The organism is Bacillus xiamenensis, assembly GCF_000300535.1.
Taxonomy (GTDB): Bacteria; Bacillota; Bacilli; order Bacillales; family Bacillaceae; genus Bacillus; species Bacillus xiamenensis.
The window spans coordinates 1-26,206 of record NZ_AMSH01000005.1 but is presented as its reverse complement, the minus strand read 5'-3'; the positions used below and the strand labels follow the sequence as shown (position 1 = coordinate 26,206).

Below are 26,206 nucleotides of genomic sequence, written 5' to 3'. Positions count from 1 at the left end.
TAGTTTTTTATAAACGCACAGAAAAAATGAGAGGAGAAAACCTGCTCTCAGTGTGGAATCACGCTTTTGAAGCGCCCAGACTCACATCCGAACGCTTCAATTTCATGTATTTTAGAAGGTTTTAATATTCACCTATTCTAACAACAGGAAGGTACGGGGTCAAGACTATCTCCTGTTTATTAAATTTTCCCATAACTTTGCCGATTGCCGCCAAAGCGCCGATGCATCTTCTCGTCGATAGAGCGCCCGCTCATAAAGCTGCGTCAACTCAGACATGTGATGATCTCCATCCTTGTCATCGATCAAAGAAGCGAATTCTCTTAACGTCATGCTCGGCTTTTTCTCGTTCCCTCTGCGCTTCAGCTGTTTTAATAGAGCCGCATACGCATAGAAAAATGCTTCCTCATCTGGCAGACGTTTCACCTTTCGTACAATGAAGAACGGAAGCCATCTTGATCTGAATCGATAAAGCAACCAACTAATGAAGCCAAGAAGGACAATAGCACCTGCTACATAGCCCAAGATTGAACCAATATGCACCATACTCGGCTTTGTTTGAGCTGTTTGTTCCTCTTGCTGCGGCGGCTGTTCCGTCTCCGGCTGCTGCGGCTGCTGTGTCTGCTCGTTTTCTTGTTCATCAGACGCAGGTTGATCTTCTTCATCCTTTTGATCATCCGTTTGGTCGCTGGCAGTGGTTTCATTCGTAAATGTCTCTGGGTTCGTGAACCCTTTTGTCGGTTCAAAGGTCACCCATCCCCGATTTGGAAAATAGACCTCCACCCATGAATGCGCATTGTTATTGGTTACTTCATACACATTGTCTACACCTATCTGTGTTTCATATAACTGGCCAGACGTATATCCTTTCACCCATCTAGCCGGAATCCCGATCGAACGAAGCATCACAATCATTGAGGTTGAAAAATTGTCACAATAGCCCATCATCGTATCAAATAAGAATTGATCCACATAATCTTCATTACGTCCCGGCACCGCAACATTTTGCGTTTCATATGAAAACTTTGCAGATCCTAAATAATCCTCAATTGCTTTTGCTTTATCATACATATTATCCTTCGTTTCCGTTAAACTGTTTGCCAATGTTTTCACACGCTCTGGCAATGTGGAAGGGAGCTGCAAGTATTCACGTCCGACCTGCTGGTTTACCTGCTGCTTGGTCGGCACTTTGATCCGCTGTAAATCCTCAAGAATAAATGTAGGTGATAAGAAGCTGATTTGATAGTTCCCTAAATTTTCTGGCGGGTTTTGATTAGCCGGCACAATTTTTTCAGTCTTCCCCATCATTTGTAGTGGAATATTTTCCATTGGCGTCAGATTGGTCGTCCCAATTGGATAGACCGCATGATTAAAGCGATAGTCCGATTCTATATCGACTCTCATTTCATGCTCCTCTGTTTTCACACGGTCGGTAAACCACCGATTCGGCACATCGTCATCTTTTAACCGAGTAGGCTTTGTATCATTTGAAGCATCCTCCCAGCCTTTCCCGGTGTAAATACTTTTGGTTTCTACACGAAAATAAGAAGGCTCCTTTCCGCTCCATTTAAATACTGGTGTGCGGTCCTCACTAAACGGTCCTCCAAGTGACGAATCATCCGCACTATATCCCACCTTATTCTGTCCTGCCGTTCCATCTTGATTCGTAACCGCCTTAAAAAATGGTACAGGGTCAGGCCATTTCGGATCAGACTTTGGTAAAGAAGCACCGAGTGACGCTGATACAAGGACTAGCACCAGCATGGGCAAGAACCAATTGAGACGCGCTTTCTGCGACACACGAACGCCTTCAGCTGCACGAAGTCGATCAAAATATAGCAACCCAAGCAAACAAAAGCCAAATACCATAATTCGAACAATGGCAAAGGTCGCGTCATAAGGCGTAAACGTATCCAGGATCGTGACATACACAATCGTCATAAGTAAAAAGAAAAAGATACGCTGCTGATACACAACCCAATAATGCAGCAAATAGACAAGCAGCCAAAGCAAAATATAAAACAACAATGTGCGGAAAGACGGATACATGTCACTCCACATGCCCATGCTCATTAGAGAGAGATTATCTTTAATATCAGCAAAAAGCGCAGCCAGATAGCTTGGCTCTGATTGATAAAAGATCAAATATAAAGCAAGCAAGATTAATCCAGCGCAAATAGGAAAGGTCACATACCACTTCAGACGAAAGAACGTAAACAAACACGTAAGCCCTATAAAAATGATGAAATAAGACGTATGACTCGTCTCTGTAAAATCTTGAAGCGGACGAAGCCACTCCCAAAGCAGCAGAAATGCTACAGCATAATAGATAAACAACTCAAAACGGCTTTGCCGCTGATGAGTATGCAGCATAAAAGTTTGTCACCTCACAGTTCTTTCGTGCAGCCGGTCTTCAAATAAAAAGGTAGTGTGTATACCAGAAGCTTTGAACCGGTCTACAAGCTGTTTTTCTTTTGTCGTTAATCGGTCAACAGCTCTCTTCACTAAAAGAACAGTGATGTTCTTTCTGTTTCGATTGCCTAGAAGACTCGCAGCCAGCTCTTCCTGCAGCTGACCCGTCACAACATATTTCCCGGTGTGCTGGTACTCACTCGCTGTTAATGATTGATAATCGGGTGCGCGAGAAGGCTGATGCTGCACCCTTGTTAAATAATAGAGCATGTCCTGTAAATGCAGATCTCCTTGATCCACTCGAAATGACTGCTGATCTCCAAGTGGGACAAGGCCTGCTGGCACGCCTTTTTTCACAGCCGTTTGAAGAACAGAAGCGGCAATAGACACAACCGTCTCAAAAGCGGATTTATCTGTAAAATCAGCAAACACCACAAGGTCCTTTGTCTGATTCTGTTCAAACTCCTTTGTCATCAGCTGACCTCTTCTAGCCGTTGTCTTCCAGTCCACCCAAGCAAACCGGTCTCCTTGCTGGTATTCCCGCACACCTGTTGTTACATTGGTCGGTTCATTTAACCAGGAGTGCACCGCTTTGCCTCCATTTTCATTCACCGATTCAGCAGATTCAACTGGAATATCCAGCATTTTTGGATAGACAAGCAGCTTTTGCTCTAACGGGAGGATCACTTCTTTTTCAACAAACCCAAACATATCACCTGTTTTGATTCTAACCGCAGTTAATTGATGCTCTCCCCGTTTGATATCATTCAATTGATAAGAAACTCGCCACGTTTTTCGAAACCATGGAAACAGCATTCGCTTCATTTCAACCTGTTCCTGCAAATGAAAGGTGTCCGGCGGATTATCCTCAAGGATGACGTACACGTACGGAAATGGATTCGTCCGCTTGATTTCAAGGTCAACAGACAGCACATCCCCTGCCCTCAACCGGGTATGCTGCAATGTCCTTTTGACTGTCGAGCGAAGCGGAACAAGCGCAAACAGAAGCGAATACAAAGCATATGGCAAAAATGCATAAAAAAGGAACCAACTCACAAAGCCACCCTGAAACATCGCGTAGCAAAAGGCAGCCGCAGTGAGGAGAAGTAGCATAAAAACCCGTAACCATAGTGAAAAAGCGAAGCGGTCACGTGACTTCATTGAGTGATCGACTTCTGAACTGGCACGCCAATGTGCTCAAGCACCTGTCGCAGCAGTGTCTCCGCCTTCTTCCCTTCATATGTTGCTTCTGATGTCAAAATCATACGGTGCGGCAATGTGTAAGGCGCCAAATACTGTACATCATCTGGAATCACATAATCACGCCTGTTCAACAGCGCATACGCCTGAGCCGCTTTCATCAGTGCAATCGACCCCCTTGGGCTCACGCCTAAATAGACGGAAGGATGATTCCTCGTTGCTTGAGCAATTTCGACAATATATTCCTTAATGGATGCATCCACATGTACGGTCTGAACAGCTTGCTGCAAAGCATGAATATGATCCTTTGTCATGACGGCTTGGAGCGTGTCAATCGGGGATTGCTTCTCCTGCAAATTGAGCACCTCCAGCTCCTCTAGCATGGTCGGATACCCCATCTGCAGTTTGAATAAAAACCGGTCCATTTGCGCTTCTGGGAGCGGATAGGTTCCTTCATATTCCACTGGATTTTGAGTAGCCATGACAAAGAAAGGATCTGCCAGCGGCATCGTTTCTCCGTCTACGGTGACACTGCCCTCCTCCATCGCTTCAAGAAGCGCTGATTGTGTTTTAGGAGAGGTACGGTTAATCTCATCAGCCAAAATAATCTGTCCCATAATCGGCCCTTGTCTAAATTCAAACTCATTGGTCTTTTTATTATAAATCGATACACCTGTTACATCTGAAGGCAAAAGGTCAGGAGTGAATTGAATTCGTTTAAAATCACAGCCAATTGATTTTGCCAAAGCACGAACCATCATCGTTTTCCCAACGCCAGGCACATCCTCTAATAACACATGTCCCTTCGCCAAAATCGCAACAAGGCTTAATATCGTAATGTCTTTTTTCCCAACCATGACTTTATTGATGTTATCTACGATTTTTTGTAAATCTGAATGCATCGGTTCATCAAATGCCATCCTGATCCTCCTATCACGTTTCCGTCAATTTTCATATAGTCTAACTTTACCATACAACGCGCATCTGTATAAAACATCAGTACATAGAAAAGGAAAAGAAGCCTTCTCACGATGGAAAAGACTTCTTCTCTTCATTTGATACATTTGCTGGCTCCATATGAACATGAGAATGTAAAATATCATGTTCCGTTTTCATTCTTCGTTCGATTTCATCTGCAATATCATGGCTTTCAGCAATGTTCAAATGCGGTTCTACCTCTACTACTACATCCACATGGACCGTACTTCCAAGATAACGAGCCTTGATATCTTTCAAATCGCCTACTCCTGGTGTCGACTCAATGGTCTCTTTATACTTTGACATATCTTTTATATGGAAACCGTCCGTTAACGAATGAGAGGCATCTCTGAAAATCTCCCAAGCCGTCTTACAAATAATTAAACCAATCACAAACGCAGCAAGCGTATCAATCCATGCCAGCTGAAATTGTGAGGCGATGATCCCTACAAACGTCCCGATACTCACATAGGCATCGGATTTATTATCAGCAGCTGCCGCATAAAGAGCCTGGCTATTGATCCGTTTAGATAGATTCCTGTTATAAATATACACAGCATACATGACAACAGCACTTCCTGCTGCCGTCCAAGCCGCGACCATATCAGGCGTTTGATGTTCGGATGAGAAAAGCGACTGGCCTGCACTCAGCAAAACCTGAAGCCCGACAAGCATCATAATAAAGGAAGCCACAAGCGACGCAATATTTTCAGCTCTAAAATGACCGTATGGATGATCTTCATCAGGCGGCTTCTGAGAAATACGCAGCCCAATTAATACCGCAAGCGAGGCAATGATATCTGTCGTATTATTTAAGCCATCCGCCGAAAGGGCTTCTGAATGAAACACATACCCTATGATGAGTTTGACAGCAGATAAGATCACATAGGCAATAATGCTGACCCAAGCACCTGTTTCACCTTGTCTTAATTCGTTATAGCGCTCCATATCGAACAGCGCCTCCTCACACATAACTTTTTCTATTATTTATCTTACAAAGCAAAGCCCGTGTGGGTCTACAGCAACATGATTCGCTTGCGTCAGCAAAATAGGATACATAGAAATGTGTTGACTTAAGCAAACTTATTTTTATAAGGTCAATTGACCTCAAGACCTACTCCCATCAGCATTTTTCCCATTCACTCCGAAACGTGAAAAAGAACAAAATTTCTCTATCGTTAAATTGTCAGAATAATTTTATTTTAAGACACAACTTTTTTTTCTCCTATCTTATGCTAATTTTAAGAATGAGTAGAGAAAAAAGAGGGAACATAATCTCTCAAATCTTTTATACTTTTTAACATCATGTTAATAGGTTTGAAATGTCAGTTTGATAACCTGTCCAATGCTGAATGGCAATTCAGTATGATAAAATTTAAAATATTCTAAAAACAAATTCTCTATTAAAAGAGAAGTGTTTGGAGGTAAAGAAATGTCCAACATGACAAACGGTCTTCAAAAAAACCTTAAGACAAGACATATTTCGATGATCTCCATTGCCGGGGTCATTGGGGCAGGGCTATTTGTTGGTAGCGGCGCTGTCATCCATTCTGCAGGTCCTGGATCCATTCTTTCCTATTCATTTGCCGGACTTCTGGTCATCTTTATTATGAGAATGCTTGGAGAAATGGCATGTGCCTATCCGACAAGCGGTTCTTTCTCAAAATATGCGAGCGATGCCATCGGCCCATGGGCTGGCTTTACAATCGGCTGGCTTTACTGGTTCTTCTGGGTCATCGTCATTGCCATCGAAGCCATTGCCGGTGCTTCCATTATTCAATATTGGTATGGAGATGCACCTGTTTGGCTCACAAGTCTTATCCTCACAATCCTCTTAACATTGACAAATATCTTTTCTGTTAAATCTTTTGGCGAATTTGAATATTGGTTTTCATTAATTAAAGTCGTCAGCATTATTCTATTTCTACTTATTGGTTTTGCATTTATCTTTGGTTTTGGCGGTCATCATACTTCAGGTCTTGCCAATTTAACAGCGAACGGCGGGTTCCTTCCAAATGGATTCGGCTCTGTGCTGCTCGGGATCGTTGTCGTCATCTTTTCCTTCATGGGAACCGAGATTGTGGCAATTGCGGCTGGTGAATCAGCAGACCCTGTCAAGTCTGTTACAACAGCTACTCGTTCTGTTGTATGGCGTATTATTGTTTTCTACGTCGGATCAATCGCTGTCGTGGTTACCTTACTCCCATGGAATTCGGCAAGTATTTTAACAAGTCCATTCGTTGCGGTATTAGATTACATTGGCGTCCCATCAGCCGCTCAAGTCATGAACGTTATCGTTTTAACAGCCGTACTTTCTTGTTTAAACTCTGGCTTGTACACAACGTCCAGAATGCTTTATTCATTAGCAGAAAGAGGCGAAGCGCCGAAACGTTTCATGAAAATCAGCAAAAGCGGTGTCCCTGTAGCGGCTACAGTCGCAGGTACCTTCTTTTCCTACATTGCCGTTATGATGAACTACTTTTATCCTGAAACCATCTTTCTATTCCTAGTCAATGCATCTGGTGCCATCGCACTTCTTGTTTACTTGGTCATTGCCGTTTCACAATTAAGAATGCGTCGTAAAATGGAAAAAGAAAATCCAGAACAGCTCAAAATCAAAATGTGGCTGTTCCCATACCTCACGTACTTTACCATTTTGGTCATTTGCGCCATCTTGGCCTCTATGCTGTTTATTGAATCGATGAGGCCGCAGCTCATATTGACATGCATCATTACCGTTAGTGTACTAGCTGCCTACTTCATCTTTAAACCGAATAAAAAGATGCCTGCAAGTGCGGCGCTTGAAAATAAACACCCTTAATTCTCCCGCTGAAAAGCGGGTTTTTTTAATTTATTCACCTATTTTGATGTCCGCACTTATAATGTATCAAATTGAATGTAAGTGAGGATTAATCAACATGAACCTAGAAAAATTTGTTGACGAGCTTCCAATTCCAGAAGTTGCAGAGCCCGTCAAAAAGAACCCAAGACAAACGTATTATGAAATCGCCATGGAGGAAGTGTTCTTAAAAGTTCATAGAAACCTGCCCCCAACCAAGCTATGGACCTACAATGGCAGCCTGCCTGGTCCGACCATTAAAGCGAGTCGAAATGAAAAGGTCAAAGTGAAATGGATGAACAAATTGCCGCTGAAACACTTTCTGCCTGTCGATCACACCATTCACCCCGGGCATCATGATGAACCAGAAGTCAAAACAGTCGTTCATCTGCATGGCGGGGTCACACCAGCAAGCAGCGATGGTTACCCAGAGGCTTGGTTTTCACGAGACTTTGAAGCGACCGGTCCTTTCTTTGAACGGCAGATTTACGAATACCCTAACCATCAGCAAGCATGCACATTGTGGTATCACGATCATGCGATGGCATTGACGCGCTTAAATGTGTATGCCGGCTTAGCAGGGTTTTACTTGATCTCAGATTCATTTGAAAAGTCGCTGGAATTACCGAAAGATGAGTATGATATTCCATTAATGATCATGGACCGTACATTTCAGGAAGATGGAGCATTGTTTTATCCAAGCAGACCAAACAACACACCAGAAGACAGTGACCTTCCAGACCCCTCCATCGTGCCCTTTTTTTGCGGGGAAACGATTTTGGTCAATGGAAAGGTGTGGCCGTATTTAGAAGTTGAACCACGAAAATACCGTTTTCGGATATTAAATGCATCCAATACAAGAACTTATGAGCTGCATCTAGACAACGATGCCACGATCTTACAAATTGGATCTGATGGCGGCTTTTTGCCAAGACCGGTTCATCACCAATCCTTTAGCATTGCACCTGCTGAACGTTTTGATGTCATCATTGATTTTTCAGCTCATGAAAACAAAACGATCATTTTAAAAAATAAAGCAGGCTGCGGTCAGGAAGTAAATCCAGAAACAGATGCGAACGTTATGCAATTTAAAGTCACACGTCCGCTAAAAGGAAGAGCACCTAAAACATTACGTCCGATTTTCAAACCACTTCCATCGCTTCGACCGAGCCGGGCAGATAAAGAACGTACACTAACACTTAGCGGCACACAGGATAAATATGGCCGCCCAATTTTATTGCTAGATAACCAATTTTGGAATGATCCTGTCACGGAAAATCCGCGACTTGGCAGTGTAGAGGTTTGGTCTATTGTCAATCCAACAAGGGGTACACATCCTATTCATTTACACCTTGTTCAATTCAGAGTGATTGATAGAAGGCCATTTGATACAGACATCTATCAATCGACAGGCGAAATTGTGTACACAGGACCGAATGAAGCACCTCCTTTGCATGAACAAGGCTACAAGGACACCATTCAATCGCATGCCGGTGAAGTCATTCGTATTATCGCCAGGTTTGTCCCATATAGCGGCCGCTATGTGTGGCATTGTCATATTTTAGAACACGAGGATTATGACATGATGCGGCCGATGGATATCATTCAGTAATAACCATCATCGTTTCACAAACTATATGCAATTTCGTTTGACATAGATTATCATGAAAAGGCTAACTGACATGAATTCATTAGCCTTTTTTCCTTTTGGCGGTCGATCTATTTGGAAATTGAATAATAAACTTAATGAATGGTTTCTCCGAACATTTAACACTAAAAAAATAGCGTAGCAAACCGATAATACTACTATATACCCATTACCTCTATCAAAAGGCACTGAAGAAACAATACACGAACAAATAGAAAATCGTCATAAAAAACGGAGGAGTTCAATTTGAATGAAGAAAAAGAGACTTGCCAGGTCAATCGAGAAACAGTGGCAGGAAACATAGAGAAGCTTTCAACTCATGAAAACGAGAGCATTCGATCAAACATTGAACAACTAACAATTGAACTCGGTGAACAAAAAGAATTCAATCACTTCATATTGGATGAAAAACAAAAGGCCATCAGCACACTATCTGCTCTGATTACAAAAGGCGATTGTGGTGAAGAGTTAAAAGCTCATTTTGCACAAGCATTACATATCGGGCTCTCTGTTATAGAGATTATGGAGTTGATTAAGCACTGTACAAAGGTTGCAGGATTCCCTCATTCCATTAATGCCTTGTTTATTTTTCAAAACTTACTAGATGAAAACATAAAATAAATAAGAGAAAACGAGAAGTCATCTGTCCTCTCGTTTTTTTATTTCTACTTATCTTAATCTCTTTCGTTGATTCTGTCACAACAGCAAAATATGAAAATACCACTCATTTCCTTGCTTAAAAAATGATTTTCATTTCAACAATCCTTATCTTTCACCGACATATCCCACGACAAAATAAAAAAACGTCCAGTTATATGACATAACTGAACGCACCTTTTATCGATTGACAGTAAAGTTGTTAACAATCCCGCCATCTTTCTCCCAAGCAGCTTCTACTGTTTTCTTCTTGAGGTCGTATTCATAAATGGTTCTAACCTTCGCCTTCCGGCCGTTGTCATCCTTTAATTCCTTTGCGTTCTTTGCAGCACCTAAGAAATAAATCGATGTCCCATCCGAAGAAAATTGCGGCTGTGCAGTACTTAAAATATGCACATCCTTGCTGTTTTTAACGAGTGTCTTCGTTTTTCCCGTATCTACATCAAGCATCTTAATAGAGGATACTTCTTTTTCGTTTCGAACCTTCACTTCTGTATAAACCAGCTTCTTGTGATCTGGTGAAAATGAAATATCATTAATTGTTTGAGAGATGCGCGCAATGTTTTTCCCCTTCTCACCTGCTTGAAGGGTAATCTTCATGGTCGTTGGCTCAGGGTCCATTCCTTTTTCATTCGCTTCATCAGTCTTCTTATAATCTTCTTTTAACGAATAATGCTGAATGGCCAAAAGATTTGATGCTGGATCGTAGGCAAAAGAGCTCACCGTATCATCATCACTTTTTTTAGGATATAACACTTTCACTTTGTGTTTTTTCAAATCAAAAGATGCTACATAAAATTGCTCACCTGAAGCCTTATTATACCTTAGATATAACTGCTTTCCGTCGCCAGACAGCCTCATACTGTCAATTGAATCTTCACTCGTAAAGAGCGTTTTTTCTTTATCGGTTTTTACATTCAGTTCTCGGATACTCACCTTTTGCGTGTCTTCATCCGTATACGTATAGTATAAAGTCTGTTTCGCCCGATCATAAGCAATCGAAGGATATGCTGTGAGTTTCTCCGTATGAAGTGCCTTGTCGTGCAGGTAATATGTGTTATTTAACTGTTGATCTGTAAATGAAACAAGCAATTCGTCTTTTGCATCTTGATTTATTTTCACTTTTCCTGCATGTTTCGCCTCTTGACCCGGCTTCATTATGAAGAAAATGACGGCCGCAATCACTGCGAGTCCAATGACCGTGATGATCCACCATGTTGATTTTTTCATTGACTTTCAGACCCTCTCTACAACAAAAGAAGCCAGAAAATGAACTTTTCCCGCTTCTTTGCATGCCTATGTATTAATAAGTGTAATGCCCTTTGACGACACCTTTACTTGTTGAATACCCAAGTGCTTTGAATGCTTTCGGACTTACGTCTAATACTGCGTTTGGCATTCTACCTACATCATATTTATATACTGTAATCACTTTATGTGGTTTCGCTTTTGTTGTCACTCTTAGTTTTGTACCTTTTTTCGGTACGTCAAATCCCATTTTCGTTGCTGCATCCCAATGACCGAGTTTTTTTCCATCTGCGCCTTTTTTGCCGACACCATTATACCAAGTAATATTGCCGCTTACTTTTTTTGCACTTGCTCCATGTGAGAAACTAAACGCTAAAAATAAACTAGCTACTGTTACGATTGTCGCGATAAGCTTTTTATTCATTAAAAAATCCTCCGTATTTGGTTTCTGCACTTATTATACATGAAGATGCACCCAGTTATTTTACAGTCACATTACAATTCGAATACAAGTTAACCACTTTATGACCGATTTTCAACATAAATACCACCAAAAACAGTCAGAACATTGTAAGTCAGACCTGTCTTTCATTTTATATCATATAAGTGAATGAACTATAAGGAGGAATTATCATGAAAAAATGGATCACGATGTTCAGTCTGAGCTTAGCGTTTGTTTTAATGCTTTCAAGTCTGCCTGCCTCAGCGGCTGGCCCCCGTCACGGTGCGATTGTGACACAAACGGATGAAGCGAAATGGTCAGGTATCTCTGCTGATATTGTACTGCCGAAAACAGCAACCATTAAAAATGGCTATGCTGACTGGTATCTCGGTCTCGGCTCTGCCGTTATTGAAAGCGGGATTTCAAAAACATCTTCTGGCTATAAGGTCTTTTTGGGCAGCGGCTCTCAAGGCGGCAGTCAATATTGGAACAGCGAATACGATTCAAGTATTAAAGATGGTGCACGTGTCAACTTAAAGCTCATCAACAATAGTGATGGCACAGTGTCACTATATGTCAACGGGAAACTGCGTTATAAACAGCCTGTTTTCAATCCTAGTCGTCTGAAAGACCTCGATGTCGTCAAAATGGTACATGGGGTTCAGGATGATGGGACAAACAGCTACTCACAAGCAAGCTTCTCTAATGTACAGCTTCGTGCAAATACATCTGGAAGTGTCTATAAAAAATGGGACGGCACCGTCAAATCATCTCTTTTACGTAAAAATCTAGAGTCAGGTGCTGCGGCTCCAGCATTCACAGTCATTTCTTCCATTCCACTTAGTACAACCCTTTCAGCACAATAAGAAAAAAGCGCCCATCCTTGGGTGCTTTTGATTGTTCACAGCTTGTCAACATTCTTTTTTAATCAAAACAACGTTTCGTGGTAACATAAGCATACATACTTCGAAGAAAAAAGGAGAAAGAACGTGAGAAAAAGTCTACTTATTTTCTTGAGTCTAGTTGCAAGCTTCTCTATTTTAGCTGCGTGCTCAAATACAACAAAAGAAAAAACATCAGAATCTGTAGCACTTCCGACGATTAATGAACGCATTCAAAATGAAACGAAAGAAGTAATGGAGCAGTCTAAACTCATTAAAGACACAACGATTACCGTTGATCAAAAGAAAAAAGTCATTTCCCTAAACGTGACGGCCTCATATGATACCAACAGTGATTACGCTGAAGTCATCGGATTAAACTTTGCCAAAACGCTAGCCATTGGAGCATCCACTGAAAAAGAAAACAACCTGCATAAGCCGGAAAATGACAGCCTTGGTGCCCTCTACTCCTTTTATGACCTGGATATCACCGTAAAACAGGAAAACGGCAAGGTGCTGGCAAAAGGAAAGAAAACGACAAATGAAACAAAGATCACCTGGGAGAGAGCCCAGTAATTGGACACAAAAAAGCTTGTAGAGAGCCGCTCTACAAGCTTCTTTTATTGTTCATTCCGTTCAAATCTTCTCTCATTATATGAATCAGTGTATCGATACCCGAGTGAGACCTAGATGCTAATCGCACCAACAAATGATCAATATACTCATACAAATGACGATCTCTCAAAATATACTCCCCATAAAACGGAATAACAAAGAAATAGAGCAAATCAGCAAATTCAAGTGCAACGTCATCTTCATCTTCATCCTCTAGCGCCTCTCCAACACATTGAATCAACCAATCCACATCTGCTTTCTTCTCAATCGGAACATACATCAATTGATGAATACAGTCCGTATCCTTCGTTTGCAGCAGCTGCTCCGCCGCTTCCTTTGATAAAGCACCAATTTCTTTAGAAGATATATTAAGAACCGCTAGTTCATTCTCTGATCTGTCTTGATCCATTTGCAGCACATTTTGGTCCATCTCGACTCACTCCCCGTTCTCAGATACTTTTATTATAAGGAATTCGTCTGATTTTTTATGGAAATGGTGGATTTTTTTATGTAATTTTAAACAAAAAGAGCATCCAACAATTGATGTTCAACTTCAATTCTAAAAAAACATCGTACTTGATTTCAATCTATATGTATTAGTAGATTGAAGGGGTGAGAGAATGACGTTGAAACAGCCACAGATCAAGGAATAATGGTTGATATGATTCTTGTAGACAGGCTTGGAATCTTTTGTGCGCAGCTGACCTTTTTTTACATATGACTTAAGCGGCACTAGTTGCAGAAGCAGCGATACCCACTCCCTTTGTGGAAGTGGGTTTCAAAGTATGATTTCTCGCGCTTTTTTGATCCAAACAATCCAAACACGATGACGAATACAAGAATAATCGCCACCCAAGTCGTCAATCCCATATGTTCACCGCTTTTCTCTTTAAAAGTCTTTTATTCTAACGCCTGAAAAGAGGTGAAGATTTCGATTTCATTTGTTCTTATATTTTTCCATCATTCATTAGAAATCAAATTTGCCGTAAGTGACCAATACGTGACCAGTAAAAAAACAAAACAAAAACCCCTATATTTCAAGGGGTTTTCGGGGGGTGTTACATCATTCCACCCATTCCGCCCATGCCGCCCATATCCGGCATTCCGCCGCCTGAGCCGCCTTCTTCTGGTTTGTCAGCTACGACTGCTTCAGTTGTAAGAAGCATAGCTGCAACAGAAGCTGCGTTTTGAAGTGCAGAGCGAGTTACTTTTGTTGGGTCAACGATTCCTTTTTCGATCATGTTTACCCATTCGTTTGTTGCTGCGTTGAAGCCTACGCCAATTTCTTCGTTTTTCAAGCGCTCAACGATGACTGATCCTTCAAGACCTGCGTTGTGAGCGATTTGACGGATCGGCTCTTCAAGAGAACGTAGAACGATGTTGACACCAGTTTGAACGTCACCTTCAGCTTCGATTGAAGCGACTTTGTTGTATACATTCACAAGTGCTGTACCACCACCGGATACGATACCTTCTTCAACTGCTGCACGAGTTGAGTTCAGTGCATCCTCGATGCGTAGTTTACGCTCTTTTAGTTCTGTTTCAGTAGCAGCACCAACTTTGATGACAGCGACGCCGCCAGCTAGTTTTGCAAGACGTTCTTGTAATTTTTCTTTATCGAATTCAGAAGTTGTTTCTTCTACTTGCGCACGGATTTGGTTCACACGTGCTGCGATTTGAGCAGAATCTCCTGCACCTTCAACGATGGTTGTGTTTTCTTTTGTGACAACCACTTTAGACGCGCGGCCAAGCTGACCAATTTCAGTTGATTTCAGATCAAGTCCTAGGTCTTCTGTGATTAATTCTCCGCCAGTTAGAACAGAAATGTCTTCAAGCATTGCTTTACGACGATCACCGAATCCAGGTGCTTTCACTGCCACTGCATTGAATGTACCACGAAGTTTGTTCACAACAAGTGTTGCAAGTGCTTCGCCTTCTACATCTTCAGCAATGATCAATAATGGTTTACCTTGTTGTACAACTTGCTCAAGTACAGGAAGGATTTCTTGAATGTTTGTGATCTTTTTGTCAGTGATTAAGATGTAAGGATTTTCAAGAACCGCTTCCATCTTATCAGAATCAGTCACCATGTATGGTGAAGCGTATCCGCGGTCAAATTGCATTCCTTCAACCACTTCAAGCTCAGTTGTGAAACCTTTAGATTCTTCGATTGTGATAACTCCGTCGTTTCCAACACGCTCCATAGCTTCAGCGATCAAACTTCCTACTTCTTCATCTGCTGCAGAAATAGACGCAACTTGAGCAATTGATTCTTTGCCTTCGATTGGTTTAGAAATCTCGTGTAAGCCTTCAAGTGCGACTTTCACTGCTTCTTCAATTCCTTTACGAACGCCAACAGGGTTTGCACCAGCTGTTACGTTTTTAAGGCCTTCACGGATCATTGCTTGAGCTAGAACTGTTGCCGTTGTTGTACCGTCACCAGCTACGTCGTTTGTTTTGCTTGCAACTTCAGCCACAAGTTTTGCACCCATGTTTTCAAATGCATCTTCTAATTCGATTTCTTTTGCAATTGTTACACCATCATTTGTGATAAGTGGAGAACCGAATTTTTTCTCAAGAACCACGTTACGTCCTTTAGGTCCTAAAGTTACTTTTACAGCATCTGCAAGTGCATCTACACCACGTAACATCGCACGACGTGCTTCTTCACTGAACTTAATATCTTTTGCCATAATAACGAAACCTCCTCAGTCTTTTTAGAAATATATCTCAATGCGTTTTTATGTGATTAACCAATAACAGCTAAAATGTCGCTTTCACGAAGAATTAAATATTCTTTTCCTTCATATTTCACTTCAGTGCCTGCATATTTTGAGAAGATAATGCGGTCGCCTGTATTGACTTCTAACGCAACGCGCTCACCACTTTCAAGTACACGCCCTGAACCTGCTGCAACAATTTTACCTTCTTGCGGTTTTTCTTTTGCAGAATCCGGTAAGACAATACCGCTAGCGGTTTTTTCCTCAGATTCAACGAGTTCAATGATTACGCGATCGCCTAATGGCTTTAACATAAGAAACAACCTCCTCAATTTTTATATGTAGTCTCTTTTAGCACTCATCACTAGAGAGTGCTAACACATTTATTATAATAAAGAATGTCTTCTGCAATTTCAAGTAAAAAACTCAAAAATTTTTACGCTTTCATGATCTTTTTTTATCATCGATTCTTTCCTTTTCAACGAAAAAGAAGACTTGTGTTACAATAAATCTAGTTCTTTTAGTAAAGGGGTTTTCGTTACTTGAAAAAACAATATTGGTACATCATCTTAACGTATATATTGGTGCAGGTTTCTGCGATTCCTTATGTGTTCATTATGAAATGGTTAGGATACATTCAGACACCGATGACACAAGCAGAGCTCTCTGAATTGTCAGGAACCTGGACCATCATCAGCTTCTGTATTGGATTGATCATCATTTTGTTCATTCTTCGAACCGTACCAAAAGCATCACTTCGGAATGAAGCACCTGTTTCCATCGGTTCTGCTATCGCCTGGATCATTGGCGGTTTCTTTCTTTCTCTGTTCACGCAATCGGTTGCTGGCATGATTGAACAATATGCATTCGGCATTGGCCGTGAGTCAGAAAACACACAAAATATTTTATCTATTATGGAGACTTTTCCTTTACTTGTCATCATCATTGCAATGATTGGGCCAATACTTGAGGAAATCATTTTCCGGAAAATTATTTTTGGTGTGATCTATGAAAGAACGAATTTCTTCATTGGGGCACTTGTTAGTTCGGTATTTTTCGCTGCTGCACACTCTGATTTTGCCCACTTCTTGCTCTATACCGCAATGGGCTTTACATTTGCCTTTTTATATGCAAAAACAAAACGAATCATTGTTCCAATCGGCGCACATATGCTAATGAACTCGCTCGTCATTCTTGTGCAGATTGAGCCAGTAAAAAAAATGATTGAAGAACAAACTCAAACAATGCAAATGATTATTGGAGGCTTTTTCTCATGAGAAACCCTGTCGTATGGGGCATTATTTATTTTGCCGTAGGTGTGGCGTTCACCTATATGGCCATTCAAAATCCAGGTGATATGTGGTCATTTTACAACATTTTGCTGATGGTGTTTGCGGCCTATAATATTAATATCGCGTTTAAAATGTTTGCTTTTTCTGTCAAACTGAAAAAACAGCAGCAAAAATAAACCAAAAACCATTTTCCTCTGCTTGGAAAATGGTTTTTTTATGGAGGGGATGTCTTCATGGAACAGGAAGAACTGAACATCATGAATGATCGTCATGAAACGATAGGTACAGCCGCCCGGTCTGATGTTCATGCCCAGGGCCTTTGGCATGAAACATTTCATTTCTGGCTTTTAAAAAAAGAAGATGACACAGTGTTCCTTTATTTTCAGCTTAGAAGTCCCGAAAAAAAGGATTTTCCTTCTCTCCTTGATATCACAGCAGCAGGCCATCTTCTCGCAGCTGAACAGCCTCCTGATGGTATGAGAGAGGTCGAAGAAGAGCTCGGTCTCTCCATCCCTTTTAAGGAAGTGACCTATACAGGAATCATCCAAGATGAAATTCATCTGCCATCGTTCATCGACCGTGAATTTTGCCATGTGTATCTTTATATGGAGCAAAAGGAACACATGGATGTTCATCTACAGAAAGAAGAAGTTGCTGGTCTTTATAGAGCAAAGTTAATGGATGCACAGCAGCTTTTAACAGGAGAATGCGAAAGAATTCAGATCGAGGGCTTTGACGTTGATGCAGCCGGAGAACGACGTGAGGAAAGCAGAGAAGTAGACGTACAGGATTTTGTCCCGCATGAGTCCGCATATTACAAGCACCTATTTCATGCAATCCATCAATTCCTTTCACAATAGAAAAAGCATCGTGATCACATGTTGGATCACGATGCTTTTTTTATGAGACATCAGCACTTTCTTTCTCCTCTGTTTGCTGCATTTTGCGATAGGTCACTCTTGAAATGATAATACTCACTTCATACAAAACGAGCATTGGCAAGGTAACCATGAGGTGAGAAACGAGCTCTGGCGGTGTAATCAGTGCGGCAATGACAAGGAGGACAAAATAGGCATACTTCCGTATTTTCGATAAGAACATCGGTGTAATGATGCCAAGTCTTGTGAAAAACATCAACACGACAGGCATCTGAAACAAAAACCCAAATGGAAGTGTTAACTGCATCAGAAATGTAAAATACTCATGAATCCCAATCACTTGTTCCACATGTAAATCATTCGACATCCGCATCATAAAATCGACGACAAACGGGAACAAAATAAAATAAGAGAAAGCCACACCGCTCAAAAATAAAAACAGTGCAATCGGAATGTAAGCAAGTGTCACCTTTCTTTCTTTTTCATATAAGCCAGGACTCACAAACGCCCAAAGCTGATATAAAATCACGGGACACGTCAAAACGAGAGCAATGACAAATGCGAACTGCATAAACACGTACAGTGGATCTGTGAGCTTAAATGCGTTCAATGTCAATGTTGCCGCTTCATCAGTATTTTGCAAATACACAATGACCGGCTTAGCGAGAAAAAAACCTGCCACCATAAAGGTGACAAAAAACATCGCAATGATCACTAAACGTTTTCGCAGTTCCACAATATGCTCCATAAGCGGCATATCTTTGACATTCATGAAGCTCATCCTATTCTACTGATCTTCTTTTTTCTTTTTTTCTTCCTGATCATCAGCTAAACCTTTTGTGGCATTTTTGAATTCACGTAATGTATCTCCTGCTGCTCTTCCTAATTCAGGAAGCTTTTTCGGCCCAAAAATAATGAGCGCAACAATCGCAATTAGAATCAAACTTCCAGGACCAATCGGACCCATTTGCTCCACCCCCTTTACCCCTTTTCGTCAGTCCTCCTGCGTAACAGAATAATGCTTTAAGAAATACACAAGAGACTGAAGTTCAACCGCCAAATCTATATGATGAATTCGAATGTGTTCCGGCACATTCAATCGAGCCGGCGTAAAGTTAAGGATTCCTTTGATGCCAAGGGCAATCAAACGATCTGTAATGGACTGAGCTGCTACGGCAGGTACTGTCAAAATCGCAACAGGAATATCTCCTACCTCTTGAACATGCTCTTCAAGCTTATCCAAATCATAGACAGGCACGCCGCCTATCTCACTTCCTATTTTACTCTCATTGACGTCAAAAGCCATTGAAATTTTTGTATTATTATTTTTGATGAAATTATAGTGTAAAAAAGCAGTCCCTAAATTCCCGACACCGATGAGCATGACATTCGTCATTTCATCTTGGTCAAGGGTTTTTCTGAAGAAGGTCAAGAGGTAATCGACATTATAGCCATACCCCTTCTTCCCAAGTGCACCAAAGTACGAAAAATCTCGGCGAATAGTGGCAGAATCCACTTTGACTGCATCACTAAGCTCGGCCGATGACACCCTTTGTTTTCCTGATGCATGCAGATTTTTTAAAAAGCGGTAGTAAAGCGGCAAACGTTTGGCTGTCGCTTGTGGAATTTTTGACTGGTCTATATTCATATAAGATCCTCCAACTTAAATATCAGATGCTCTGTGAAAATCACCGTTTTTCCCGCCTGTCTTTTCAACTAGATAGGTCGGACCGATGATCATGCCTTTATCAATCGCTTTACACATGTCGTAAACGGTCAGTGCACATACTGACGCAGAAGTGAGCGCTTCCATCTCCACACCCGTACTTCCTTTTGTTTTCACCTGTACTTGTATGTGCAGAATGTGCGCATTTCCGTCTTCCTCCCAATCAAAGGAGATATCCACGCCTTTTAGTGCAAGCGGATGACACATTGGAATGATATTGGACGTTTGCTTTGCTGCCATGATGCCGGCTACCTGTGCGACAGACAGCACATCCCCTTTTCCAATTTCACGATGTTGTATTTTATCAAACACTTCTTTTATCATACGAACGCTTGAAACAGCAACGGCGGTTCTCACTGTAGACGATTTATCACTAATGTCGACCATCTTTGCTCTTCCTTGTTCGTTAAAGTGGCTAAATTGACTCATCTTTCAACGCTCCCTCACTCAAATCATACACTATTTTTCCTTATCTGTCTTTCATTTGACCATGGCTGTCGTCTATAAGATTTGCCGGTTTACTGCTGATAAGCTACACTTAACATATTATAGCAGAGGTGAAGTTACATGATGATTCTACAAGTGAATCAGCTGTCAAAATCGTTTGGCGCTGATACCGTTTTAACGAATATAAAATTGGAAGTCAAAGCAAAGGATCGTATTGCCATTGTCGGCCGTAACGGTGCAGGCAAATCCACGCTTTTAAAAATCATTGCCGGTCAAATGTCTTACGAACAAGGTGAGATCATCAAACCGAAAGACCTATCTATTGGTTATTTAGCACAGCACACCGATGTGACGTCTACACGTACGTTAAAGGACGAACTCCTATCGGTTTTTGATCATTTAAAAGAGATGGAACAAGAGATGAGAGCCATTGAAGAACAGATGGCTTCTTCCACAGGCTCAGAACTAGATTCCCTGATGAAAACCTATGACAGGCTGCAACAGGCTTTTAAAGATCAAGGCGGCTATCAATATGAAGCAGATGTCCGCTCCATTCTTCATGGACTCGGCTTTAGCCATTTTGAAGATCACACAACCGTCCAATCCTTAAGCGGCGGCCAGAAAACCCGTCTAGCGCTTGGAAAGCTCTTATTGATGAAACCAGAACTCTTAATTCTGGATGAGCCGACCAACCATCTAGATATTGATACCTTATCATGGCTTGAGCAGTATTTGCAAAATTATACAGGGGCGATTCTCATCGTTTCCCATGACCGATATTTCTTAGACAAAGTCGTGAACCATGTATATGAAGTATCAAGAACAGCCATGAAGAAGTTTGCGGGAAACTATAGCAAGTATCTTGACCAAAAAGCTGAACAGCTAGAGCGTGATATGAAGCTGTATGAAAAACAGCAAGAAGAAATCTCGAAGCTCCAGGATTTCGTCGATCGCAACCTAGCAAGAGCCTCTACAACAAAACGCGCTCAAAGCAGACGGAAGCAGCTGGAACGAATGGATCGCTTAGACAAGCCATTAGGTGATGAAAAATCGGCAAGCTTCCATTTTGATATTACAAGACAGAGCGGTAACGATGTGCTGAAGGTACATGATCTTGATATTAGTTATGATGAAAAAACGCCGCTTCTATCCTCCCTCTCTTTTCATATAAAACGCGGGGATAGCGTGGCACTGATTGGTCCTAACGGGATCGGCAAATCAACTCTTTTAAAAACATTAACGAATACGCTGAAGCCTGTAAAAGGAGATATCATCTTTGGCTCTCATGTGACGATTGGCTACTATGATCAAGAACAAGCCAAGCTCACATCATCCAAGAAAGTACTTAATGAGCTTTGGGATGATTATCCGCATATGACTGAAAAAGAAATTCGGACATGCTTAGGGAACTTCCTTTTCTCAGGGGATGATGTCTTAAAGCCTGTACATGCATTAAGTGGTGGAGAAAAAGCACGCCTTGCCCTCGCAAAGCTGATGCTGCAAAAGGCCAATTTCCTCATTCTCGATGAACCGACGAACCATCTTGACTTAGATAGTAAAGAAATTTTAGAGAATGCACTAATTGATTATCCAGGAACCATTTTGTTCGTTTCGCATGACCGATATTTTATCAATCGCCTGGCAACAAAAGTACTCGAGCTCTCACCAAATGAAACAACTGAATACCTCGGTGACTACGACTACTATCTTGAAAAGAAAAACGAACAATTAGAGCTTGAAGCACTTCAAACTCAGGAGACGCATAAAAAACAAGCAGCAAAACCAGTAGAAACAGCCAAGCTTTCTTATGCGGAAGAAAAAGAATTGAAAAAGAAAGAAAGACAAAAACAACGCAGAATCGAAGAAATTGAAGAGCGGATCGCTGTTATTGAAGACAAGCTCGCTGAAAATGAACAGCTTTTGTGTGATCCTGCTATTTTCCAAGATCATGAGAAGGTACAAGCCATTCAAACAGAAAATGATTCTCTCAACCAAGAGATGGAATCCCTTTTTGCAGAATGGGAAGATCTATTAAATGCTTAAAGAGCGCCCTAACGGGTGTTCTTTTTTCTGTGAGCGAAAACTTCTTATCCACAAAAGTACCCACAACAACTTCTTGATTATCCTTAAATATATTAAAGTTATCCACTTTATCCACAGTGTTTTAATCACATATCCACATAAAAGATCCTGTTTATACACATTCTTCTCATTTTAAAACAAAATTTTCTAACAATTGTGGATATATAACGTTTACATGTGAATAAATCGTTTTCATTTTCATAAAAAAACCCCTGTATATCCACAGGAGTTCTCATTCATAGGACACAAGCGGCAATCCCGGCTGACCATTCATAGCCATATCGCCTCTTATTCCTTTTTCAAACGCAATGGTTCCCGCAGCAGCAATCATAGCTGCATTGTCTGTACAAAGAGACAATGGCGGAATGATAACATTGACTTCAGGCAGCTTCGCAAAGGCTGATGTTAAGGCTTCTCTAAGGCCTTTATTGGCAGCAACCCCACCAGCTAAAACGACTTGCTTCACACCGTACGCTTCAGCCGCTTTTAATGTCTTTCCGACTAGCACCTCAATGACGCTTTCTTGGAAACTTGCAGCCAAATCCTCTGGCGCAATCGTTTCACCTTTTTGAGACGCATTGTGCAGTGTGTTGATCACAGCTGATTTTAAACCGCTAAAACTAAAATGGTAGGAGCCTTCTTCAAGCCATGCGCGAGGAAGCTTGATTACAGGCTCCCCTTCATGTGCTAATCGATCAATGTGAGGTCCACCTGGATATGGAAGACCCATCGTCCGAGCCACTTTGTCATACGCTTCTCCAGCCGCATCATCCAATGTTTCTCCAATGACCTCAAAAGACCCATGCTCTTTCATGAGAACGAGCTCAGTATGTCCCCCAGAAACGACAAGAGCTAAACATGGAAACACCAGTTCATCAACGAGCTGGTTCGCATAAATGTGTCCAGCAATATGATGAACACCGACAAGTGGAATTTGATGTGCGAAGCTCAGTGCTTTGGCTGCATTGACACCTATCAATAGTGCACCGACTAAGCCCGGTCCTTCTGTCACAGCAATGGCATCTAAATCCTGAAAGGTCATATTGGCCTGAGCCATCACTTCTTCTAATACGATGGTCATTTGTTCCACATGATGTCTTGAAGCGATTTCTGGCACAACACCGCCAAATCGTTTGTGACTTTCTATTTGTGAGGCGACAACGTTCGCTACAATCTCTTTCCCATTTTTCACAATGGACGCAGCGGTTTCGTCACAGCTTGTTTCTATACCTAATATGAATCGATCTTTTTGTTCACTCATTTATATTCACCCACATGACTAATGCATCTTCCCCATTATCTGTATAATAGTTCTTTCGAATAGAAGCTGGTCGGAAACCAAGTTTTTCATAAAGGGATTGTGCTGGAGTATTCGATACCCGCACCTCTAATGAAAGATGATCTGTCTTTTTTTCTTTGCAAAATTCCATAACATATCGCAGCAATGCTTCTCCGTAACCTTTTCCTCTATGCTCAGGCAGAATCGCAATGTTCGTAATTTGTGCATCGTCCATGACAATCCAGACCCCGCAATAACCAACAGGCTCACCAGCTTCTTCGATGAGGAAATAATGGCTGTATTGGTTATGGAGAATCTCATAGACAAACGATTCTTTTTTCCAAGGTGCTGTAAACGAATGCACTTCGATCGTATACACCTCAGGAATGTCCTCTACTGTCATTCTTCGAATCCCTACTGTGTGGAGATTATTTTTGTCCTTCAAGCCATTTCACTTCCGCTTCTGCCAAACGAATATAGTTAGGAACTAGCTGATGTACATCTTCAGCAGAGCGATCTGCCCCTAAACATGCAAGCACTGAAGGTCTTGGATTATGAAATGTCCCCTCCGCCAAAACAGCCGTTTCTCCAAGTACGGAGCGAATGCTCTCTTGATGAAGATGCACATCATGTCCAAGAAATAAGACAGGCTTCCCTTCCTTCTTCAGCTCTTGAAGCCAATCTGTGAGCAGGATATTTTGGTCTGGTTTGACTTCTTTTAATTTTCCAGCTTCAAACGTATATAGCCCAGTATAAACTTGTCCTCTTCTCGCATCAAATATAGGCGAGATCCATCCATCAAAATATTGAGCATTAGCTGCCAGCGTTTCTAAACTTGAAACAGCAGATACCGGAATAGACAGCGTCCAAGCGAGTGTTTTTGCAATGGTCACACCGATTCTGACACCAGTGTAAGAACCAGGTCCTTTTGCCACAACAATTTTGCTTAATTCACTCGGTGCTACACCACATTCTTTCATCAGTGCTTCAACTGTCGGCATCGCTCGGACTGAATGATTCTTTTTTAAGTACGTAATGCTTTCTCCAATCACAGTGTCGTCTCGGACAAGAGCAATTCCTAGTGTGTGGTTTGACGTATCAATCGCCAGTATGGTCAAATTCTTTCATCTCCTTACAAAGGGTCTCATAGCGCTCCCCTTTTGCATAAAACGTGAGATGACGTTCTTCTTCACGTTCTGTTCTCAGCATTTCAATTTTTAAATAGGATGAAGGCAATTGCGGCTCAATGAGATGTGCCCATTCAACTAAGCATACACCCTCTCCCTCAAAATATTCTTCGAGCCCAATATCTTCTTCCGCATCTTCCATACGGTACACGTCCATATGATAAAGTGGCAGCCTGCCATCTGTGTATTCTTTAATAATTGTAAAAGTAGGGCTGTTGACGATACGGGTAATACCGAGGCCTTCTGCAAACCCTTTTGAAAAAGTGGTTTTACCTGCGCCTAGATCTCCTTCTAATGTCAGTACATCTCCTGGCATCACAAGTTTGGCCAAGGCAGCGGCAATTCGTTTCGTCTCATCCGCACCTTTTGTTTTCCACGTTAACTGCACGATGGGTGTCACCTCATTTCTTAAAATGATTATATCCTTTTTTCATTAATATTGTTTGTTGATCATTGTCTTTTAAGATCACACTGGCTGCTTCATCACCTTTGACTTGTCCAATGCACGTAACCTGAATGCCCTGCTTTTTACATTGTATCTCAAAGCTTTTCCAATCAGCCGCTGGAATCGTACCAGTTAAAACAAAGTCTTCTCCCCCGAACAACACCCATTCAAGCCAGTCTTTACGTAACAACGGTAAATCTGGGTGCTTCGGAAGCTTATCAGCTTCGATTTCCAACGTCACATGACTGGCTTCCGCAATTTCGTTCAGCTCACTCGCTAATCCGTCACTCACATCATTCAAGGTCACCCGGGGGAAGCTTGAACAAATAAGACCAGCAGCAACGTGCGGCTGCGGCATTTTGTGACGCTCAAGAAAAAAAGCAGTGTCGATTGAATGTGCAGCATTCACTTCATTCATTAAGAGTGATAGCCCAGCAGCTGATGAACCTAATTCACCTGTGACAAAGACAACATCTCCTGCCCTGGCACTGTGACGGTAACAGGCTGCTCCCTTTGTCACTTCACCAATGACCGTCACTGTAATAACAAAGTCACTGCGGGTGGCTACCGTATCTCCACCGATTAAATCCATATGATAGGTGTCAGCCAAAGCGTTCATTCCCTCGTAAAGAGCAGTGACAATTGCCTCATCACCATGAGGCGGGATCGCAATGGATACAAGATAATACTTTGGGGTTCCTCCCATGGCCGCAATATCACTTACATTAACTGCCAGCGCTTTAAATCCAACTTCAAAGGGTGTGGAAAAATCAAATCGAAAATGTACATGCTCCACCATTGTATCAACACAAACGACCTCTTCACAATGTGAATGAGGTTGATAAACACTAGCATCATCACCGATACCCATGACCAAAGAACGCTGATGTGTTTCTTTTGGTGTAATTCGGCGAATAAGATCAAATTCATCCATAAAAGACAGCCCCTTCATCCAATCAACTGATTGAGTAGACATGATGTCAGACACAGTTAGTATTAGTGTAGCGAATATGAGCCTCAGTTCCAACTAAAAATGATATAAAGAAAGCCTGGTATAAAAAAACCAGGCTTTGTTGAAGTCATTATCTTTTCTTTTCACATATAGTGTAGCCAAACAGACGATATTTCATCGCATCATGGATACTTGTTGAAAGAAAAAGACATAAAAAAAAACGAAACTATACGTTTTCGTTTACAAGTCATAAAAATGGCGGTCCGGACGGGACTCGAACC

Annotated in this window: 27 protein-coding genes; 9 read left to right on the top strand and 18 right to left on the bottom strand. The window is 41.6% G+C overall.

The annotated features are described in order from the left end of the window. Positions 1 to 165 precede the first annotated feature (165 nt). From BA1_RS03305 to BA1_RS03290, 4 genes are all read right to left on the bottom strand, one after another. Complete coding sequence (locus tag BA1_RS03305; RefSeq protein ID WP_008355719.1) at positions 166 to 2,370, bottom strand: transglutaminase TgpA family protein; 2,205 nt, start codon at positions 2,368 to 2,370, stop codon at positions 166 to 168. Positions 2,371 to 2,379: 9 nt separating this feature from the next. After that, complete coding sequence (locus BA1_RS03300; RefSeq protein WP_008355716.1) at positions 2,380 to 3,570, bottom strand: DUF58 domain-containing protein; 1,191 nt, start codon at positions 3,568 to 3,570, stop codon at positions 2,380 to 2,382. After that, the gene (locus tag BA1_RS03295) at positions 3,567 to 4,529 is read right to left on the bottom strand and encodes an AAA family ATPase (protein ID WP_008355715.1); all 963 of its coding nucleotides are present in this window, start codon (positions 4,527 to 4,529) and stop codon (positions 3,567 to 3,569) included. Before BA1_RS03295 ends, BA1_RS03300 begins: the two co-directional genes overlap by 4 nt. Positions 4,530 to 4,635: 106 nt before the next feature. After that, entirely contained in the window at positions 4,636 to 5,535 is a 900-nt protein-coding gene (locus BA1_RS03290; RefSeq protein WP_008355713.1) for a cation diffusion facilitator family transporter, read from the bottom strand. A 484-nt stretch (positions 5,536 to 6,019) separates the two neighbouring features. Here BA1_RS03290 and gabP point away from each other — a divergent pair, with 484 nt between their 5' ends. The 3 genes from gabP to BA1_RS03275 all read left to right on the top strand — a co-directional run bounded on the left by gabP (position 6,020) and on the right by BA1_RS03275 (position 9,695). Next, a complete protein-coding gene (gabP, locus tag BA1_RS03285; protein ID WP_008355711.1) occupies positions 6,020 to 7,408 on the top strand; it encodes a GABA permease in 1,389 nt (462 codons plus the stop codon). A 97-nt stretch (positions 7,409 to 7,505) separates the two neighbouring features. Beyond that, positions 7,506 to 9,038: a multicopper oxidase family protein gene (locus BA1_RS03280; protein ID WP_008355710.1), complete on the top strand. Its 1,533-nt coding sequence runs from the start codon at positions 7,506 to 7,508 to the stop codon at positions 9,036 to 9,038. A 282-nt stretch (positions 9,039 to 9,320) separates the two neighbouring features. Continuing rightward, entirely contained in the window at positions 9,321 to 9,695 is a 375-nt protein-coding gene (locus BA1_RS03275; RefSeq protein ID WP_008355707.1) for a carboxymuconolactone decarboxylase family protein, read from the top strand. A gap of 216 nt (positions 9,696 to 9,911) precedes the next feature. On the opposite strand, the gene BA1_RS03270 is transcribed toward BA1_RS03275, so the two are convergent. Then, the gene (locus BA1_RS03270; RefSeq protein ID WP_008355705.1) at positions 9,912 to 10,961 is read right to left on the bottom strand and encodes a hypothetical protein; all 1,050 of its coding nucleotides are present in this window, start codon (positions 10,959 to 10,961) and stop codon (positions 9,912 to 9,914) included. Between the two features lie 73 nt (positions 10,962 to 11,034). Further along, on the bottom strand, positions 11,035 to 11,403 hold the full coding sequence (locus tag BA1_RS03265) for an RlpA-like double-psi beta-barrel domain-containing protein (RefSeq protein WP_008344356.1): 369 nt from the start codon (positions 11,401 to 11,403) through the stop codon (positions 11,035 to 11,037). Between the two features lie 209 nt (positions 11,404 to 11,612). On the opposite strand from BA1_RS03265, the gene BA1_RS03260 reads away from it, so the two are divergent. Further along, positions 11,613 to 12,287: a hypothetical protein gene (locus tag BA1_RS03260; RefSeq protein WP_008355703.1), complete on the top strand. Its 675-nt coding sequence runs from the start codon at positions 11,613 to 11,615 to the stop codon at positions 12,285 to 12,287. A gap of 123 nt (positions 12,288 to 12,410) precedes the next feature. Further along, positions 12,411 to 12,878 (top strand): hypothetical protein, encoded by a 468-nt coding sequence (locus tag BA1_RS03255; protein WP_008355701.1) that lies wholly within the window; start codon positions 12,411 to 12,413, stop codon positions 12,876 to 12,878. Between the two features lie 31 nt (positions 12,879 to 12,909). On the opposite strand, the gene BA1_RS03250 is transcribed toward BA1_RS03255, so the two are convergent. The 3 genes from BA1_RS03250 to groES all read right to left on the bottom strand — a co-directional run bounded on the left by BA1_RS03250 (position 12,910) and on the right by groES (position 15,951). Beyond that, positions 12,910 to 13,347, bottom strand: coding sequence for a hypothetical protein (locus tag BA1_RS03250; protein ID WP_008355699.1), 438 nt, complete (start codon positions 13,345 to 13,347; stop codon positions 12,910 to 12,912). 628 nt (positions 13,348 to 13,975) lie between these two features. Next, positions 13,976 to 15,610, bottom strand: coding sequence for a chaperonin GroEL (groL, locus tag BA1_RS03245; RefSeq protein WP_008355697.1), 1,635 nt, complete (start codon positions 15,608 to 15,610; stop codon positions 13,976 to 13,978). Between the two features lie 56 nt (positions 15,611 to 15,666). Next, positions 15,667 to 15,951, bottom strand: a complete 285-nt coding sequence (gene groES, locus BA1_RS03240; RefSeq protein WP_003214120.1) for a co-chaperone GroES — start codon at positions 15,949 to 15,951, stop codon at positions 15,667 to 15,669. A 228-nt stretch (positions 15,952 to 16,179) separates the two neighbouring features. Here groES and BA1_RS03235 point away from each other — a divergent pair, with 228 nt between their 5' ends. Genes BA1_RS03235 through BA1_RS03225 form a run of 3 tightly spaced genes read left to right on the top strand, consistent with a single transcriptional unit; the run spans position 16,180 to position 17,789 of the window. Next, complete coding sequence (locus BA1_RS03235; protein WP_008355696.1) at positions 16,180 to 16,914, top strand: CPBP family intramembrane glutamic endopeptidase; 735 nt, start codon at positions 16,180 to 16,182, stop codon at positions 16,912 to 16,914. Then, positions 16,911 to 17,105 carry a YdiK family protein gene (locus BA1_RS03230; RefSeq protein WP_008355695.1) on the top strand — a complete coding sequence of 65 codons (195 nt, stop codon included), beginning with the start codon at positions 16,911 to 16,913 and terminating at the stop codon, positions 17,103 to 17,105. The genes BA1_RS03235 and BA1_RS03230 overlap by 4 nt, the downstream gene beginning before the upstream one ends. Before the next feature lie 57 nt (positions 17,106 to 17,162). Next, positions 17,163 to 17,789, top strand: coding sequence for an NUDIX hydrolase (locus BA1_RS03225; RefSeq protein ID WP_008355693.1), 627 nt, complete (start codon positions 17,163 to 17,165; stop codon positions 17,787 to 17,789). 40 nt (positions 17,790 to 17,829) lie between these two features. Here the strand turns inward: BA1_RS03225 and tatC are convergent, their stop codons facing one another. From tatC to moaC, 4 genes are read right to left on the bottom strand one after another with little or no spacing between them, the layout of a single operon-like run. Next, on the bottom strand, positions 17,830 to 18,588 hold the full coding sequence (tatC, locus tag BA1_RS03220; RefSeq protein WP_193352000.1) for a twin-arginine translocase subunit TatC: 759 nt from the start codon (positions 18,586 to 18,588) through the stop codon (positions 17,830 to 17,832). A 6-nt stretch (positions 18,589 to 18,594) separates the two neighbouring features. Continuing rightward, the gene (locus BA1_RS03215) at positions 18,595 to 18,774 is read right to left on the bottom strand and encodes a twin-arginine translocase TatA/TatE family subunit (RefSeq protein WP_008355689.1); all 180 of its coding nucleotides are present in this window, start codon (positions 18,772 to 18,774) and stop codon (positions 18,595 to 18,597) included. A 27-nt stretch (positions 18,775 to 18,801) separates the two neighbouring features. After that, positions 18,802 to 19,455, bottom strand: coding sequence for a redox-sensing transcriptional repressor Rex (locus BA1_RS03210; protein ID WP_008355687.1), 654 nt, complete (start codon positions 19,453 to 19,455; stop codon positions 18,802 to 18,804). A gap of 15 nt (positions 19,456 to 19,470) precedes the next feature. Further along, a complete protein-coding gene (gene moaC, locus BA1_RS03205) occupies positions 19,471 to 19,962 on the bottom strand; it encodes a cyclic pyranopterin monophosphate synthase MoaC (protein WP_008355685.1) in 492 nt (163 codons plus the stop codon). A 138-nt stretch (positions 19,963 to 20,100) separates the two neighbouring features. Between moaC and BA1_RS03200 the strand changes: the two genes are divergently transcribed. After that, entirely contained in the window at positions 20,101 to 22,023 is a 1,923-nt protein-coding gene (locus BA1_RS03200) for an ABC transporter ATP-binding protein (protein ID WP_008355684.1), read from the top strand. A 271-nt stretch (positions 22,024 to 22,294) separates the two neighbouring features. Here BA1_RS03200 and tsaD read toward each other — a convergent pair whose 3' ends face one another. Genes tsaD through thiL form a run of 5 tightly spaced genes read right to left on the bottom strand, consistent with a single transcriptional unit; the run spans position 22,295 to position 25,907 of the window. Further along, positions 22,295 to 23,323, bottom strand: a complete 1,029-nt coding sequence (gene tsaD, locus BA1_RS03195; RefSeq protein WP_008355682.1) for a tRNA (adenosine(37)-N6)-threonylcarbamoyltransferase complex transferase subunit TsaD — start codon at positions 23,321 to 23,323, stop codon at positions 22,295 to 22,297. Beyond that, the gene (rimI, locus tag BA1_RS03190) at positions 23,316 to 23,744 is read right to left on the bottom strand and encodes a ribosomal protein S18-alanine N-acetyltransferase (RefSeq protein WP_008355680.1); all 429 of its coding nucleotides are present in this window, start codon (positions 23,742 to 23,744) and stop codon (positions 23,316 to 23,318) included. The genes tsaD and rimI overlap by 8 nt, the downstream gene beginning before the upstream one ends. 25 nt (positions 23,745 to 23,769) lie before the next feature. Beyond that, positions 23,770 to 24,459 carry a tRNA (adenosine(37)-N6)-threonylcarbamoyltransferase complex dimerization subunit type 1 TsaB gene (gene tsaB, locus BA1_RS03185; RefSeq protein WP_008355679.1) on the bottom strand — a complete coding sequence of 230 codons (690 nt, stop codon included), beginning with the start codon at positions 24,457 to 24,459 and terminating at the stop codon, positions 23,770 to 23,772. Next, on the bottom strand, positions 24,440 to 24,919 hold the full coding sequence (tsaE, locus tag BA1_RS03180; protein ID WP_034738314.1) for a tRNA (adenosine(37)-N6)-threonylcarbamoyltransferase complex ATPase subunit type 1 TsaE: 480 nt from the start codon (positions 24,917 to 24,919) through the stop codon (positions 24,440 to 24,442). The genes tsaB and tsaE overlap by 20 nt, the downstream gene beginning before the upstream one ends. A gap of 10 nt (positions 24,920 to 24,929) precedes the next feature. After that, positions 24,930 to 25,907 (bottom strand): thiamine-phosphate kinase, encoded by a 978-nt coding sequence (gene thiL, locus BA1_RS03175; RefSeq protein WP_008355676.1) that lies wholly within the window; start codon positions 25,905 to 25,907, stop codon positions 24,930 to 24,932. Positions 25,908 to 26,206 lie beyond the last annotated feature (299 nt).

Excerpts from the sequence above, each read along its gene's own strand:
- BA1_RS03305 (WP_008355719.1), bottom strand. The coding sequence starts at position 2,370 with ATGCTGCATACTCATCAGCGGCAAAGCCGTTTTGAGTTGTTTATCTAT.
- BA1_RS03300 (WP_008355716.1), bottom strand. The coding sequence starts at position 3,570 with ATGAAGTCACGTGACCGCTTCGCTTTTTCACTATGGTTACGGGTTTTT.
- BA1_RS03295 (WP_008355715.1), bottom strand. The coding sequence starts at position 4,529 with ATGGCATTTGATGAACCGATGCATTCAGATTTACAAAAAATCGTAGAT.
- BA1_RS03290 (WP_008355713.1), bottom strand. The coding sequence starts at position 5,535 with ATGGAGCGCTATAACGAATTAAGACAAGGTGAAACAGGTGCTTGGGTC.
- gabP (WP_008355711.1), top strand. The coding sequence starts at position 6,020 with ATGTCCAACATGACAAACGGTCTTCAAAAAAACCTTAAGACAAGACAT.
- BA1_RS03280 (WP_008355710.1), top strand. The coding sequence starts at position 7,506 with ATGAACCTAGAAAAATTTGTTGACGAGCTTCCAATTCCAGAAGTTGCA.
- BA1_RS03270 (WP_008355705.1), bottom strand. The coding sequence starts at position 10,961 with ATGAAAAAATCAACATGGTGGATCATCACGGTCATTGGACTCGCAGTG.
- BA1_RS03265 (WP_008344356.1), bottom strand. The coding sequence starts at position 11,403 with ATGAATAAAAAGCTTATCGCGACAATCGTAACAGTAGCTAGTTTATTT.
- BA1_RS03260 (WP_008355703.1), top strand. The coding sequence starts at position 11,613 with ATGAAAAAATGGATCACGATGTTCAGTCTGAGCTTAGCGTTTGTTTTA.
- BA1_RS03250 (WP_008355699.1), bottom strand. The coding sequence starts at position 13,347 with ATGGACCAAAATGTGCTGCAAATGGATCAAGACAGATCAGAGAATGAA.
- groL (WP_008355697.1), bottom strand. The coding sequence starts at position 15,610 with ATGGCAAAAGATATTAAGTTCAGTGAAGAAGCACGTCGTGCGATGTTA.
- groES (WP_003214120.1), bottom strand. The coding sequence starts at position 15,951 with ATGTTAAAGCCATTAGGCGATCGCGTAATCATTGAACTCGTTGAATCT.
- BA1_RS03230 (WP_008355695.1), top strand. The coding sequence starts at position 16,911 with ATGAGAAACCCTGTCGTATGGGGCATTATTTATTTTGCCGTAGGTGTG.
- BA1_RS03225 (WP_008355693.1), top strand. The coding sequence starts at position 17,163 with ATGGAACAGGAAGAACTGAACATCATGAATGATCGTCATGAAACGATA.
- tatC (WP_193352000.1), bottom strand. The coding sequence starts at position 18,588 with ATGAGCTTCATGAATGTCAAAGATATGCCGCTTATGGAGCATATTGTG.
- BA1_RS03215 (WP_008355689.1), bottom strand. The coding sequence starts at position 18,774 with ATGGGTCCGATTGGTCCTGGAAGTTTGATTCTAATTGCGATTGTTGCG.
- BA1_RS03210 (WP_008355687.1), bottom strand. The coding sequence starts at position 19,455 with ATGAATATAGACCAGTCAAAAATTCCACAAGCGACAGCCAAACGTTTG.
- moaC (WP_008355685.1), bottom strand. The coding sequence starts at position 19,962 with ATGAGTCAATTTAGCCACTTTAACGAACAAGGAAGAGCAAAGATGGTC.
- BA1_RS03200 (WP_008355684.1), top strand. The coding sequence starts at position 20,101 with ATGATGATTCTACAAGTGAATCAGCTGTCAAAATCGTTTGGCGCTGAT.
- tsaD (WP_008355682.1), bottom strand. The coding sequence starts at position 23,323 with ATGAGTGAACAAAAAGATCGATTCATATTAGGTATAGAAACAAGCTGT.
- rimI (WP_008355680.1), bottom strand. The coding sequence starts at position 23,744 with ATGACAGTAGAGGACATTCCTGAGGTGTATACGATCGAAGTGCATTCG.
- thiL (WP_008355676.1), bottom strand. The coding sequence starts at position 25,907 with ATGGATGAATTTGATCTTATTCGCCGAATTACACCAAAAGAAACACAT.